The organism is Neotamlana sargassicola (assembly GCF_020523965.1).
GTDB classification, from domain to species: domain Bacteria; phylum Bacteroidota; class Bacteroidia; order Flavobacteriales; family Flavobacteriaceae; genus Neotamlana; species Neotamlana sargassicola.
Map to the genome: position 1 here is coordinate 1,088,064 of NZ_JAJAPX010000001.1, position 13,825 is coordinate 1,101,888.

General features: G+C 32.0%; 15 protein-coding genes. 12 read left to right on the plus strand and 3 right to left on the minus strand.

The window, feature by feature from the left end; genetic code table 11:
- The first annotated feature begins 147 nt into the window (after positions 1-147).
- From LG651_RS04680 to dcm, 3 genes are all read left to right on the plus strand, one after another.
- Positions 148-1,011 (plus strand): AAA family ATPase, encoded by an 864-nt coding sequence (locus LG651_RS04680; protein ID WP_226694983.1) that lies wholly within the window; start codon positions 148-150, stop codon positions 1,009-1,011.
- Positions 983-2,017: a DUF3871 family protein gene (locus tag LG651_RS04685; RefSeq protein ID WP_226694984.1), complete on the plus strand. Its 1,035-nt coding sequence runs from the start codon at positions 983-985 to the stop codon at positions 2,015-2,017. Before LG651_RS04680 ends, LG651_RS04685 begins: the two co-directional genes overlap by 29 nt.
- Positions 2,018-2,117: 100 nt before the next feature.
- A complete protein-coding gene (dcm, locus tag LG651_RS04690; RefSeq protein ID WP_226694985.1) occupies positions 2,118-3,359 on the plus strand; it encodes a DNA (cytosine-5-)-methyltransferase in 1,242 nt (413 codons plus the stop codon).
- On the opposite strand, the gene LG651_RS04695 is transcribed toward dcm, so the two are convergent.
- Positions 3,352-3,957: a hypothetical protein gene (locus LG651_RS04695; protein WP_226694986.1), complete on the minus strand. Its 606-nt coding sequence runs from the start codon at positions 3,955-3,957 to the stop codon at positions 3,352-3,354. The two genes, dcm and LG651_RS04695, sit on opposite strands and share 8 nt — an antisense overlap.
- A 13-nt stretch (positions 3,958-3,970) precedes the next feature.
- Entirely contained in the window at positions 3,971-4,597 is a 627-nt protein-coding gene (locus LG651_RS04700) for a BglII/BstYI family type II restriction endonuclease (protein ID WP_226694987.1), read from the minus strand.
- Between the two features lie 289 nt (positions 4,598-4,886).
- On the opposite strand from LG651_RS04700, the gene LG651_RS04705 reads away from it, so the two are divergent.
- The 5 genes from LG651_RS04705 (at position 4,887) to LG651_RS04725 (ending at position 7,709) form a co-directional block, all read left to right on the plus strand.
- On the plus strand, positions 4,887-5,279 hold the full coding sequence (locus tag LG651_RS04705) for a hypothetical protein (protein ID WP_226694988.1): 393 nt from the start codon (positions 4,887-4,889) through the stop codon (positions 5,277-5,279).
- Between the two features lie 313 nt (positions 5,280-5,592).
- Complete coding sequence (locus LG651_RS04710) at positions 5,593-6,027, plus strand: JAB domain-containing protein (RefSeq protein ID WP_226694989.1); 435 nt, start codon at positions 5,593-5,595, stop codon at positions 6,025-6,027.
- A gap of 160 nt (positions 6,028-6,187) precedes the next feature.
- Positions 6,188-6,496 carry a hypothetical protein gene (locus LG651_RS04715; RefSeq protein WP_226694990.1) on the plus strand — a complete coding sequence of 103 codons (309 nt, stop codon included), beginning with the start codon at positions 6,188-6,190 and terminating at the stop codon, positions 6,494-6,496.
- Positions 6,496-6,846 (plus strand): DUF3127 domain-containing protein, encoded by a 351-nt coding sequence (locus tag LG651_RS04720; RefSeq protein WP_226694991.1) that lies wholly within the window; start codon positions 6,496-6,498, stop codon positions 6,844-6,846. Before LG651_RS04715 ends, LG651_RS04720 begins: the two co-directional genes overlap by 1 nt.
- A 23-nt stretch (positions 6,847-6,869) precedes the next feature.
- Positions 6,870-7,709: a lipocalin family protein gene (locus LG651_RS04725; protein ID WP_226694992.1), complete on the plus strand. Its 840-nt coding sequence runs from the start codon at positions 6,870-6,872 to the stop codon at positions 7,707-7,709.
- 412 nt (positions 7,710-8,121) lie between these two features.
- On the opposite strand, the gene LG651_RS04730 is transcribed toward LG651_RS04725, so the two are convergent.
- The gene (locus LG651_RS04730) at positions 8,122-9,192 is read right to left on the minus strand and encodes a substrate-binding domain-containing protein (RefSeq protein WP_226694993.1); all 1,071 of its coding nucleotides are present in this window, start codon (positions 9,190-9,192) and stop codon (positions 8,122-8,124) included.
- Between the two features lie 108 nt (positions 9,193-9,300).
- On the opposite strand from LG651_RS04730, the gene LG651_RS04735 reads away from it, so the two are divergent.
- The 4 genes from LG651_RS04735 to LG651_RS04750 form a co-directional block, all read left to right on the plus strand.
- Complete coding sequence (locus LG651_RS04735; RefSeq protein WP_317197710.1) at positions 9,301-10,143, plus strand: SDR family oxidoreductase; 843 nt, start codon at positions 9,301-9,303, stop codon at positions 10,141-10,143.
- A 20-nt stretch (positions 10,144-10,163) separates the two neighbouring features.
- On the plus strand, positions 10,164-11,336 hold the full coding sequence (gene uxuA / locus LG651_RS04740) for a mannonate dehydratase (protein WP_226694995.1): 1,173 nt from the start codon (positions 10,164-10,166) through the stop codon (positions 11,334-11,336).
- 336 nt (positions 11,337-11,672) lie between these two features.
- Positions 11,673-13,076 (plus strand): glucuronate isomerase, encoded by a 1,404-nt coding sequence (uxaC, locus tag LG651_RS04745; RefSeq protein WP_226694996.1) that lies wholly within the window; start codon positions 11,673-11,675, stop codon positions 13,074-13,076.
- A gap of 40 nt (positions 13,077-13,116) precedes the next feature.
- The coding region (locus LG651_RS04750) for a sugar kinase (RefSeq protein WP_226694997.1) at positions 13,117-13,825 on the plus strand (709 nt) is incomplete at its 3' end.

Consider the following 13,825-nt stretch of genomic DNA (forward strand, 5'->3'; position numbering starts at 1 on the left):
TTTAAATAAAATAAAGAAGCTTGTCTATGGCTTTTTAATATAAGAGACTCACATGTAATGTGGGTCTTTTTTAATTTATAGATGAAACTATTCATTTTCATCTTAAAATCAATTCATTTAAATATTAACCTTCAAAATCATAAGATTATGCAATTAAGGAAATCAGAAAGAAAACAAGCCAAAATTAAAATGGCTTTACAGGGTTCATCAGGCTCTGGGAAAAGTTTAAGCTCTCTTTTGCTTGCCAAAGGACTAACTAATGACCAACTAGATAAAGTTGCTGTGGTGGATACGGAAAATGGTTCAGCAGACCTTTATGCTCATTTGGGTAACTATAATGTGTTGACATTAAAACCACCTTATACGCCAGAAAAGTTCATTGAGGCAATAGAAGTTTGTGAAAAGGCAGGAATGGAGTGTATTATCTTAGATTCCATTTCACATGTGTGGGATGAGTTACTAGATTATCATTCAAAACTTCCAGGTAATTCATTTACCAACTGGAATAAGGTGACTCCTCGGCAAAAGGCATTTATTGATAAGATCTTACAAAGTAAAGCTCATGTTATAGCGACAATGAGAACTAAACAAGATTATGTTTTGCAACAGAAGGATGGGAAATACGTGCCTGAAAAAGTAGGGCTAAAGGCTGTGCAGAGAGATGATGTGTCTTATGAGTTTACAATTGTATTTGATATAGATATTAAACACTTTGCAATAGCAAGTAAAGACAGGACTAACTTGTTTTCAGGTAAACCAGAATTTATGATAAATACTTCTACAGGAAAACGCATCTTAGAATGGTGTTCTTCTCCAATAAAAGAGGAAGATGTAAAACGGAAAATAGAAGAGTGTTTGTCTGTTAGTCAATTAATGGAATTGTATAAGGAGTACCCTAGTTTTCAGTTGCCATTAAAGTCTCTGTATCAAGCTAAAAAAGATCAATTAGAAAAATTAATTAACCCACAAAATTTTAGTCAAAATGGAAATAGTATCAGTAACCGAGCTTAGTAAATCAAACAATGGTAGTATTAATTCCTTTCTAGGTACAAGTCAAGATGTTATAAGTTTACCCGTACCTGGAAGAATAAAGGATTATAAGGTTAATGCATTTATAGAGGCTAACACTAAAGAGGTTAGCCTTTCTAATTTAAAAAATGACTGTATTATACCTGTGTTCAGCAAGGATAACGAAAAGACTCTAGCACATCAAGAGTTTATAGAAATAGCTCAAAATTGTGTTGGTAAAGTGTTTTCACATCATACCATAGAAGCACCTGAAATTAGAGTGAGTCATCAGATTAAGGGTAGAGTGCCTTCAGCAATACACAAATCAGCCAAAGATTTGTTAGACCATGAAAGAACTCAGTATTTTGAGAGAATGGCATTTATTATTAGAGTGCCTTCAATAACAGAAACTATAAATGGAAATAAAGTTGCTCTAACTATTGGAGGAGTAAGAGCCTATAATCAAGAGAATCTATACAATAGAAAAACGTATGAGAAATTTAAGTTTTTTATAGGGTTTCAAAACATGGTGTGTTGTAATTTATGTATATCCACTGATGGTTTTCAAGAAGAAATGCGAGTTGGAAACTATTCAGAGTTAAACACGAAAATTTTGGATTTGATTCAGAATTACAACGCTGAAAATCATTTGTTAGAAATGCAGGAATTGTCAGAACAAAGTTTAACAGAAAAGCAGTTTGCTCAACTTATAGGTAGAGCAAGGTTATATAATTATTTACCAAAACAGGATAAATCTCTAATTCCAGAATTATTATTAAATGATGGTCAAATTTCTACTGTAGCTAAGGATTATTATTTAGATGATAGCTTTTGTAGAAATGATGATGGAAATATAAATCTTTGGAATGTTTATAATCTCTTTACAGGAGCTAATAAGAGCTCTTATATTGATTCTTTTCTATCAAGAAATGTAAACGTCTTTGAATTTACAAATGGACTTAAAAATACCCTGAATGGTGATTCTAACTATTCTTGGTTTTTGAGTTGAAATTTAGGTAAGATCTACATTATTTGGAATGTAGGTCTTCCTATTAAATAATTCTATTTTGTAAAGTAAATAATCTATTTTTGTAACCGAAATTTGAGATATGAAAGAAAAAAAAATCAAAGTAATTGAGCTTTTTGCAGGAGTGGGTGGTTTTAGATTAGGTCTGGAAAAAATTAACGATGAAAATAATAAATTTGAGATAATTTGGAGTAACCAATGGGAGCCTTCCACAAAGACTCAGCATGCATCATTAGTTTATGAAAAAAGGTTTGGTAGTGAAAATCATTCTAATATTGATATTTCAAAAGTAAATGTGAATGATATACCAGATCATGATTTACTCGTAGGTGGTTTCCCGTGTCAAGATTATTCTGTAGCGACTACTTTGAAAAATAGTAAAGGACTAAAAGGTAAGAAAGGAGTTTTATGGTGGGAAATTTATCGTATACTTAACGAAAAAAAGAATAAGCCAAAGTATCTATTTCTTGAAAACGTAGATAGATTATTAAAATCTCCCTCAAGCCAAAGAGGAAGAGATTTTGCTATAATGTTAAAAAGTTTATCTACCCTTGGATATGTTGTGGAATGGAAAGTAATAAATGCAGCGGATTATGGAATGCCACAAAGAAGAAGAAGAGTGTTTATTTTGGCTTATCATAAGACATCAGAATTAGCAAAAAAATTACTAAAATCGGATTTAGAAGATTGGGTGTTGAAAGATGGGGTTTTAGCTAAAAGTTTTCCTGTTTCATATGAAAAAAACAAAATAGAGTTTTCTCTATTAGATTCTGTTGAAAATATTTCTATAAACTTTAATAAAAAAGGAAAAACATCTCCTTTTGAAATAAACGGTGTTTACAATGGAGACTCAATACTATCAATGAAAACAAAGGCTGTTTATGGAGGGGCGTTCACAACATTAAAAGATGTTTTGATTGAGGAGACTGATGTGCCAAAGGAGTTTTATATTTCGGAAGAAGACTTGCCTAAATGGAGTTACTTAAAAGGTGCGAAAAAGGAAATTAGAGAAACTAAGGATGGATTTAAATATAATTATAGCGAAGGAGCAATGATTTTTCCTGATAACCTCAATAATTCATCACGCACTATTATTACAGGTGAAGGAGGTAAGTCTCCATCAAGGTTTAAACATGTAATTAAAACTAACAAAGGCTACAGGAGGCTTACACCTATAGAATTAGAGAGGCTAAATATGTTCCCAGATAATCATACCCTGTTGGAGAAAATATCTGATACTAAGAGAGCGTTTTTTATGGGCAATGCATTGGTTGTGGGGGTTATACATAGAATAGGAGAGGTTTTGTATGATGAAGTCAAATAGGATATATTCTTTTAGCAATATTATTTTTTATCAAATAATCTAATTTAAAAACTAAGTTGATTGGTTTTTCAGCTAAAGATGAGGTATAATAAATATATCCTTCATTATTAGGGTTCAGTTCTCTTATAGTTGTTTTGCCTGATTTAGGGTTATTACGAATGTTAGTTACATAATTAGCTATATTATTTTGAGTTAAGCCTATTATTTCAAGATGCTCAATTAATTTTTTTCTATCAACACTTGTGATTTTACATCCCGTAAACCCTTTGGACAAATCTTTCTCATTTCTAGCTTTTATGCCTGTAATTAAAAAGTAATGGGTGGTAACTTTTGATTTATCAAATAACCATCCTTTTTTTTCTATTCCTCCTTTTAGATATGACAATTCAAATGCAAATGTAGGTAGATTAGAATTTATATAATTTAGTTGTGCTTTTTCATCTATTAGGTAATTATCTTTATAAATTAGGTCAATGCCTTGATGTTGAGATTTTAAATCACTTACTCTTGAAAGGTTTAGGTTAATTTTTTTATAAATTCCATCAAGATATTTTGCTAATAACTGTTCTTTAAGTAAATCACTATGGAAATTGCTCATTAAAATTATTGTATTAATACATTACAACTTGTCCTATTTTCTTTCTCAGGGCTATTTGGTTGTGCTCTATTTTAAAGGTCTCAGGAGGCGTTAAACCAATAATCAACACAGGAACAGTTAAGAAGTTTTGTAACGGGGGTAAATAGTCTAAAAACTTTTCAAAGGTGCCAATTGCGCCATCAAACCCTCCTCTGACTTTCATCTCTTGGGTGGCGGTTATTACAATCCCTATCTTGGTTTGTATAGCTTTATTAACATGGTTTAATTCACTTGCCAAAACAGGTTTTAGAAGATTCCATGCGATAACAGATGAATGATTAAAAGCAACCTCTATAGATAAATCTTGCTTGGCAAAATCTAACCTCCAAGTATCACCTCTGTATTCGTTATCTTGAAATATATATGATTCATTAAACCAACCATGAGCTCTAAAACTTTCCTTCAAAAGCTCATTTATTGCTCTAGATATACTTTTGGGTGTTTTATCTAAACTACGGGCCCCATAACTTTGATGTCTGTTTATAATGTCATCATCTGAGATGGCGTCTATAATTGTTTTTAACTCTTCAAATTGATTTATGAATTCTGGTTCGTTTAATATAATTTCAGCATGTCTAAAAGAATGTGTAATAAAATTCATCTACATGTAGTATTTTGACTATTAAGAAATAAATGTAAATAAATTAATTGTGAAAATCTTTTTAACTAATTTTTTTTTCAATTTTTTTCGGGATTAGCTAAATGAGAGTGTAAACCTCCTTACTCGGAGACCCCCACCCATTTTTGGGAAGAGAAACTCCCCCTCCACAATGTATATAATTTAAAATTTACGCACAGGAATATAATAGTCAAGGTGATAGCTGATTTTTATTTCTTTCCAGGTACGTGATAAATTGTTCAGTGGTGTATTTCAACTCAAAAATAAATAAATGGTTAGAATTATTAATTACAAAGAAAGACAGAAAGAGGATGGTACATCATTCTTTGTTCTGGAGCTGCAAGGAGGCATAGAAATGGTTATAAGCAAGACCACAGGAAAATTCTATGCAACTGCAAAGAGAGCTTTTATTCCTTCAACATTTGATGAACAGACATGTTCAGCCTTAATAGGAACAGAAATGCCTGGTAAAATTATTAAAGAGGACTGTGAGCCTTTTAATTATGTTATTAAGGAAACAGGCGAAGAAATAGTTTTATCGCATACTTGGGTTTATGTAACCGAAGAGATTCCAGAGGTTAAAGAAAGACCTGGAGAAGAATTAAATGTTATAGCTAATTCGGATGTCTTCTCTAAGAATGGTATTCTAGAGCCTGCTATGTAAACTATATAATTAAGGAGTCTAATCTATCAATGTCTATAGGTTAGGCTTTTTATTATTTCCAGGTAAGTGAATAATATTACTGGTACCTGGATGAATTAAATAGATTATTAACGGGAAACCAGTTTGAATTGTGCTAAAGAAAGAAAAGTACCAAAAGAAAGAAACTTTACATTATCCCTCTCTCTATTATAATAAGTTTGTTAAAGATTTCTAAGACAGCGTCTGAAAGAAACTTTCTTTGACAAAGTTATAAAAAATTTTTTAGAAATTCAATAGTTGGACTAAAAATTTTCCTAGGAAAATAAAAAAATGTATGAATATTTCAGAAATACATGTTTCTTACTCAAATTCTAAAAGTGAGAAGCTTAAAATTAAGAATAGTCAAGACTCATTTAACGTGCTTAGAGCGTGTTGGAGTGATGATACTATAGAATTACAAGAAGAGTTCAAAATATTGATGCTAAACCGGTCTAATCAAATATTAGGGGTCTATCCATTATCAAAAGGAGGCGTGTCTTCAACTGTAGTTGATGCAAAATTGGTTTTTAGTGTAGCACTCAGGTGTAATGCTTCAAGTATTATTATAGCACATAATCACCCTAGTGGGAATTTAAAGCTTAGTGAAGCAGATAAAGTTTTAACACAAAAGTTAAAAACAGCAGGGAAGTATTTAGATATAGACTTGTTAGACCATATTGTTTTGGTAAAAAACGACTATGTGAGTTTTGCTGATGATGGATGCTTATAAAAATCCTATTTTTTCCAATCTATTATATAAGAGTATGGAAAAATTAGGATTTTTTTTAGTTGTGTTTACTTGTATTAATGTGTAGTCCATTAAAATTTAGTGATTAACTTTTAAATGAAAAGCTACAGATTAGTATTAATAGCCTAATTTTTTAATTAACGTGGAATTTAAAAATATATTAATTGAATTTAAAGCTTTATCGAATAATGGTTTATATACAAGAGGTAAAATTGATTGGTGGTTGTTAAAAGAGGAAAAAAGGTATCAGAATTATTTAAAAATGATAAATATTCTTACTTCAGAATTTCCAGGTATGCCTATAACAGAACATATTTCATTAAAAAATGAAGTAAAGTTTATCCATTTATATGATAAGCTCAGTGAAGTTGCAGAAATGTATAGATTTAATAATAATCCCAAACTTTTAATAAACCTTGATAAAATAATTAGTTCAATAAATTTTAACTAATGGAAATAATTGGAAAAATTAAAGTTTTAAAACAATTACAAATTATAGGTAATAATGGGTTTAAGAAACGAGAAGTTGTTATTACTACAGAGGAAAAGTATCCTCAGCAAATTTTAATAGAGTTTACACAAGATAAATGTGAATTATTAAAAGCTTACGCAGTAGGTCAAGCTGTAAAAATTAAAATCAATTTAAGAGGTCGAGAGTGGATTAATTCTCAAGGTAAGGCAATTTACTTTAATTCATTTCAGGGTTGGAGTATAGAGCTTCAAAATGCCTTAGAGGATGAGTCTAGTTACTTTGAACCTGTCAGTTTTATCGAGGATGATGACACTGATTTACCATTTTAACCAAATCAAACAAAAATATAATTATGAAGAAAATTTATTTAGTATTAATAGCTATTTTATCATTAGTATCATGCTCTACTGAAGATAATACTATAGAAAACGAAACACATGCCAAATTAATAGGTAAGTGGTATTTTGATGATCCAAATATTTATCCAGAAGGGAATAACTCATTTACATTTAGTACAAATGGAGTTGTAACCTATACGAATTGGAATCCTTATGTAGATGCTTTTGAAGACGAGGATGGAACTTACAGTTTTGATGGAGATATTATGACAATGACATTTCCAGATGGAGTGAGTTTAACTTTTGTTCAGAAAGTAGTATTCATAAATAATAATATTGTTGAATTTCAAGAAACAGGAGTTTCAGGAGAGTTAGCTTATGAAGGAGACTATTTTAGAGATGGAGAGATTGAAGAAGTGGAAGAAGATTCTAGTTTAAAATTATTATTTGACACAGGAAATGTGCTAACTTCAGGATATGGATCACCATGTTACGAACTTTCATCAGAAAGCGACAATATAAATACAAAACTTACCTTTTTATTGGATGGCGAAGAAGTGAATACATATAATTATTCTTCTACTCCAGATTACCAGGTGCATGAATCAGCTATGTTGGATGGTGATGAGATTAAGATTAAGTTTGAACTTGTAGATTTTAATCCTGAAGTTTTAGATAAAGGCATCATTATTTATGATATTATGGTGACTATAGAAAATAGCCAAGGGGAAGTGATTAGAATTGAAAATTTAGGTGAATTGTATTATTGTAACGATTCAAGATATGAGGTCACTTTTATTTATAATGTAAAAAATGATACTTTTACAATAGAAGATAAAACACACCAATTCTGATTAAGTAGAAACTCTTGAATTTATAAGTATTTATCATTTTCCAGGTCTTTTATTTAGACAAGAGGATTTGATAAAATAACGTTATAAATATTTAATTAGGGGTAAAATTCGGAGTACATTACAATAGGAATCTCCGTAATTGTCTGCTAGTGAGGATTATTATTTATAGATTGAAGAGTCCCGTCCAGACCGCAAATATTGCTAAAAAGCCTTAATACTTGTTAAGGCTTTTTTTGGCAATAAAAAGAAGTTGTGTTGTTCAGTAAACCTTGTGTTTACTGAAGGTTTAAGTAGTTAAACCAATGGAAAGCTTTCCTTTTCCGAAGTTTCGGAATTGGGATGCTTTTTTGTTTTAGGGTAATTTTATCGTGCTGTTTGGGTAGAAATTCTTTTTTGTAATTTAAAAGAGATTTTAAATTGTTACATCTTCCTCAAACAAATTCTGGCTCATATCGTTGTAATCTACATTTTCTTTAATTAAAATATCAATAGGTAAGTATATTTTTTGTTTCGGTTTTTTCGTTTTTGTTAAGTAGTCCGATATAATTTTAATAGACTCGTAACCTTGTTCAAAAGGTTTTTGCGAAATTAAAAACGATACCGTTTCTTGTTTTAAGCAGGCTACGTTTTGTGGAGTATTATCAAAACCAATTAAAGTAAATTTAGCGATGTTGTCTACGTTATTGGCTAAAGCAGAAATTCTACTCGAAGGAACAAAAATTCCAGAAATATCGCTGTGCTTTTTTAAAACGTCGTTTACCGATTGAGCTAAATTTAATTTGTTATTAAAACCATCAACTTTTAAAGTGTGCATAGCGTGTTCTAAATTGTTTTTTAAAAAATAATCTTGAAAGCCTTTTACACGCTTAGATATGGCATTATTATCCGTTCTGTTTTCTCTGGAAAGTATAATTAAATATTTGTTAGTTGTTGCGCTTAGGTGCATTAATTTACCAGCAATAGTTCCTGCCATAAGCGAGTCTTGGCCAACGTAAGTTAAATTATTATGGTTTTCTACATCAATATTTAAAAATTGATAAGGAATGTTTTGAGTTTCTAACTGTGATACGATACGAGATGTTTCAGATAAAAACATAGGAACAAAAACAACAGATGAAGGCTGTGTTTTAATTAATTTTTGAAAGGCTTTTAAATACGATTTTGGGTCAAATTGATTAAAGTTATAAATAGTTAAATTAACACCAAAACTTTTAATTTCTTCGGCTGCTTTTAACACACCAAGATAAGGCGCTTTCCAAAAAGCATCGGTGTCGTTGTAATTAGGAATTAAAACGGCAATCTCGTATTTATTTTTAGAGGCTAATGCACTTGCTACTGGGTTAATGCTGTAGTTTCTGCGTTCTAAAATTTTTCTAATTTTAAGTTCTGTTTTTTTAGAAACACCACCTCTATTGTGTAAAACACGGTCTACCGTGCCTTCCGAAACATTAGCTTCTTTCGCTATGTCTTTAATCCTAACCATGTTAATTAATTAAAAAGGCATCATATTTTTTGCAATTTAGTAAAATATTTTATCTGTTCGTGTGCGAACACGAAAACATTTTTTATATTTGCGTGTTCGCACACGAAAATTAAACTAAACATAATGAGTAAAATAATAGTAGTAACAGGAGCAGGCGGTGTATTATGTAGCACCTTGGCTGTAGCCTTATCAAAACAAGGTCATAAAATTGCATTATTAGATTTAAATCTGGAAGCTGCGCAAGAAGTAGCTGCAAAGATTAATAAAAATGGAGGAACAGCCATTGGCGTTAAAGCTAATGTCTTAGAAAAAGAGTCTTTGGAAGCAGCGAAAAAAGAAGTTAATTCGGCCTTCGGATTATGCGATATTTTGGTTAATGGAGCAGGCGGTAATCATCCGTTAGGTACCACTTCAAATCCGTTTTTTCAGCAAGAAGATTTAAGTAGTACCGTTGAAGGTTTTAAAACATTTTTCGATTTAGATCCTAAAGGCATTGAGTTTGTTTTTAATTTAAACTTTATAGGAACCTTATTACCAACCCAAATTTTTGCTAAAGATATGGTTGGTAAAAAAGGCTGTAGCATTTTAAATATTTCATCAATGAATGCTTACACACCGCTTACAAAAATACCGGCCTACAGTGGGGCAAAGGCTGCTGTTTCTAATTTTACACAATGGTTAGCGGTTCATTTTTCGAAAGTAGGTATTCGGGTAAATGCATTGGCTCCCGGCTTCTTTTTAACCGAACAAAACAGAACTTTATTAACTAATGAAGACGGTTCGTTAACCCAACGCGGACAACAAATAATAGACCAAACACCAATGGGGCGCTATGGTGAGCCAGAAGATTTAATTAGTACAACGCTATATTTATGCGATGAAGCATCGTCGTTTGTTACAGGTGTTGTAATTCCTATAGATGGAGGCTTTAGTGCATATAGTGGTGTTTAATAAACTAAATAAATAATAAAATGGAACAAACATGGCGTTGGTACGGGCCAAACGATCCCGTATCATTACAAGATATTAAACAAGCTGGAGCAACAGGTATAGTTTCGGCTTTACATCATATTTCAAATGGCGAAATTTGGACGGTAGCCGAAATTGAAAAAAGAAAACAAACCATTGAAGCCGAAGGGTTGTCATGGAGTGTGGTTGAAAGTATTCCGGTTCACGAAAACATTAAAACACGCTCTGGAAATTTTCAAACTTATATTGAAAATTATAAAAAAAGTATTGAAAACTTAGCTAAATGCGGTATTAACATTGTGTGCTATAATTTCATGCCGGTGTTAGATTGGACACGTACCGATTTAGAATTTAAGGTAGAAGACGGCTCGAAAGCGCTTCGATTTGATGTTATAGCCTTTGCTGCCTTCGAACTTTATCTTTTAAAACGCCCTGGAGCAGAAAGTTTATATTCTGAAGAGCAAAAGCAGGAAGCCAAAACTTATGTTGAAAGTCTTTCTGATTCAGAAAAGAACACCTTAATTAATAATATAATAGCAGGTTTGCCAGGAGCCGAAGAAGGTTATACTTTAGAGCAATTTCAAAACATTTTAGATACTTATAAAGACATAGATGCCGACAAGTTACGTGAAAATTTAGTGTCTTTTTTAAAAGAAATTATTCCAGTGGCTTCAAGTAACGGGGTGCTTATGTGTATTCATCCAGACGATCCGCCATATCCAATTTTAGGACTTCCGCGTGTTGTGAGTACAGAAAGTGATTATGCCCATTTGTTTTCTCAAGTTCCAGATAGAGCAAACGGTATTACGTTTTGTACAGGATCGCTTGGTGTGCGCCCAGATAATAACTTAGTACAAATTTTTAACCGATTTGCAGACCGTGTACATTTTATTCATTTAAGAAGTACCAAACGCGACGAAAAAGGTAATTTTTACGAAGCCAATCATTTAGAAGGTGATGTAGATATGTACGGAGTCATTAAATCGGTTTTAGTAGAGGAGCGCAGAAGAAAATCTGAAGGATTTAAAGATGCAGCAATTCCTATGCGTCCCGACCATGGTCACCAAATGCTAGATGACTTAAAGAAAAAAACCAATCCTGGTTATTCTGGTATTGGGCGTTTACGTGGGCTTGCAGAACTTAGGGGTCTAGAATTTGCGTTGCTTAAAGAGTAAAAAAATAAAATAAGTTAGAAGTTTTATATTCCAAAGAATAATTAAAACCATTATTATTCTTTGGAAATTAATTAATCGCATAAGTTGTAACTGTTGTTTTTTTATGAGAGATTTAATCTTTTATACTAAAGATAAAAGCGCTTTTTTCCTTTTATCGAGTTTCTTCGCTACTTATGCAAGATTTGTTTATATTTAGCCAAAATAGTGCAAAAATACAATCGATTGTATTTTGGTTTTATAAAAAGCATATCCGTGTTATAATTAATGTGTAAATTTCTATTTATAAACAAAAAAATGAATCGAGATGACTATTTTAAAAACCAATCAAACTAAGTTATGAGCAATAAGTTTATTCACGACAATTTTCTGCTAGAAAATAAGTATGCCGAAGAATTGTATCACGAGTATTCTAAAAATCAACCTATAATTGATTATCATAATCATTTACCACCTCAAGAAATTTTAGAAGATTCTGTTTATAATAACTTAACAAAAGTTTGGATTAATGGCGACCACTATAAATGGCGTGCCATGAGAACTTTAGGTGTAAAAGAAGAATTTATTACAGGTAATGCTCCCGATAAAGAAAAGTTTAGGCAATGGGCAAAAACAGTGCCTTATGCTATGCGAAATCCTTTGTATCACTGGACGCATTTGGAGTTAGCTCGTTACTTTGATATTTACGATATTTTAAACGAAAAATCGGCAGATAAAATTTATCAAGAAACTTCAGAAATGCTAAGCAGCTCTAGTTACAGCTGTCGCAATTTACTTCGTAAGGCAAATGTTGAATTTGTTTGTACTACCGAAGATCCAACCGATACTCTAGTGCATCACCAAGCCCTGGCTAAAAGTGATTTCGAAATTAAAGTAAGTACAGCATTTAGGCCAGATAAAGCCATGTTAATTGAAGCCGATTCTTTTTTTAGTTATTTAAAAGAACTGGGGGAAGCTGCTAATCTCGATATTGATTCGTATACCGCTTTAAAAGAAGCTTTAAAAAGTAGAATAGAATTTTTTAATAATAATGGTTGTAAACTATGCGATCATGGTTTAAGCCAGATGCCTTTTGAAAACTATACAGAAGCCGAAGTAAATATCATTTTCAATAAAAAATTAAAAGCCGAAACATTACTGCCGCAAGAAATATTAAAGTTTAAAACGGCAATATTAATGTTTTTATGTGAAACCTATCACGAGTTTGGTTGGGTACAACAATTTCATTTGGGACCATTGCGAAACAATAATAAGCGTATGCATACCTTACTTGGTCCAGATACCGGATGGGATTCTATCGGCGATTATTCGCAAGCTGAAAGTTTATCGGCATTTTTAAATACTCTGGACAGTAAAGACAAATTGTGCAAAACCATACTATATAATTTAAATCCAGCAGATAACGAAGTTATGGCTACCATGATTGGTAATTTTAACGATGGGAGCATAAAAGGAAAAGTGCAATGGGGTTCTGGTTGGTGGTTTCTCGATCAAAAAGATGGCATGACAAAGCAATTAAACACCTTGTCTAACATGAGTTTAATTAGCTGTTTTATAGGAATGTTAACCGATTCTAGGAGCTTTTTATCTTTTCCAAGACACGAGTATTTTAGAAGAATTCTTTGTAATCTTATTGGAGATGAAATAAAACGAGGTGAATTACCAAGGGAAGAAATGCAGTGGATAGGTAAAATAGTGGCAGATATCAGTTATTTTAATGCCAAAGAATATTTTAATTTTTAAAACACAAAACAAATATAAAAACAAGCGTAAGCTAAAAGTAATGAGTAAAGTAGTAACATTTGGGGAGATTATGTTAAGATTAGCCCCACAAGGATTTTTAAGATTTTCGCAAGCGAGTAGTTTCGATGTTGTATACGGAGGAGGGGAATCAAACGTAGCAGTTTCTTTAGCGAATTATGGCGTTCCAGTTGATTTTGTAACCCGATTACCAAAAAATGATATTGGAGAATGTGCGATGATGGAAATGCGTAAGCGCGGCGTAAATGTAGATAAAATTGTATGGGGTGGCGACCGTTTAGGAATCTATTTTCTAGAAACAGGAGCAGTAAGCAGAGGAAGTAAAGTAGTTTATGACCGAGCCCATTCAGCTATAGCAGAGATTGAATCTGGAATGATTGATTGGGATTCTGTTTTTGAAGGAGTAGAGTGGTTCCACTGGACAGGTATAACACCAGCTATTTCTCAAGGAGCTGCCGATGTTTGTTTAGAAGCTGTAAAAGCAGCTAGCGAAAAAGGCATCACAATTTCAACCGATTTAAATTACCGAGCTAAACTTTGGAAGTACTGCGACGATGCACATAGAGAATCTGTAATGACAGAATTAACATCTTACTGTGATATCGTTTTAGGAAACGAAGAAGATGCCGAAATGCATTTCGGAATTAAGCCAGAAGGTATAAGCGTACAAACAGAAGGACACAACGTAAAAGCAGAAGCTTTCTTATCGGTTTGTAAGCAAATGATGGAAA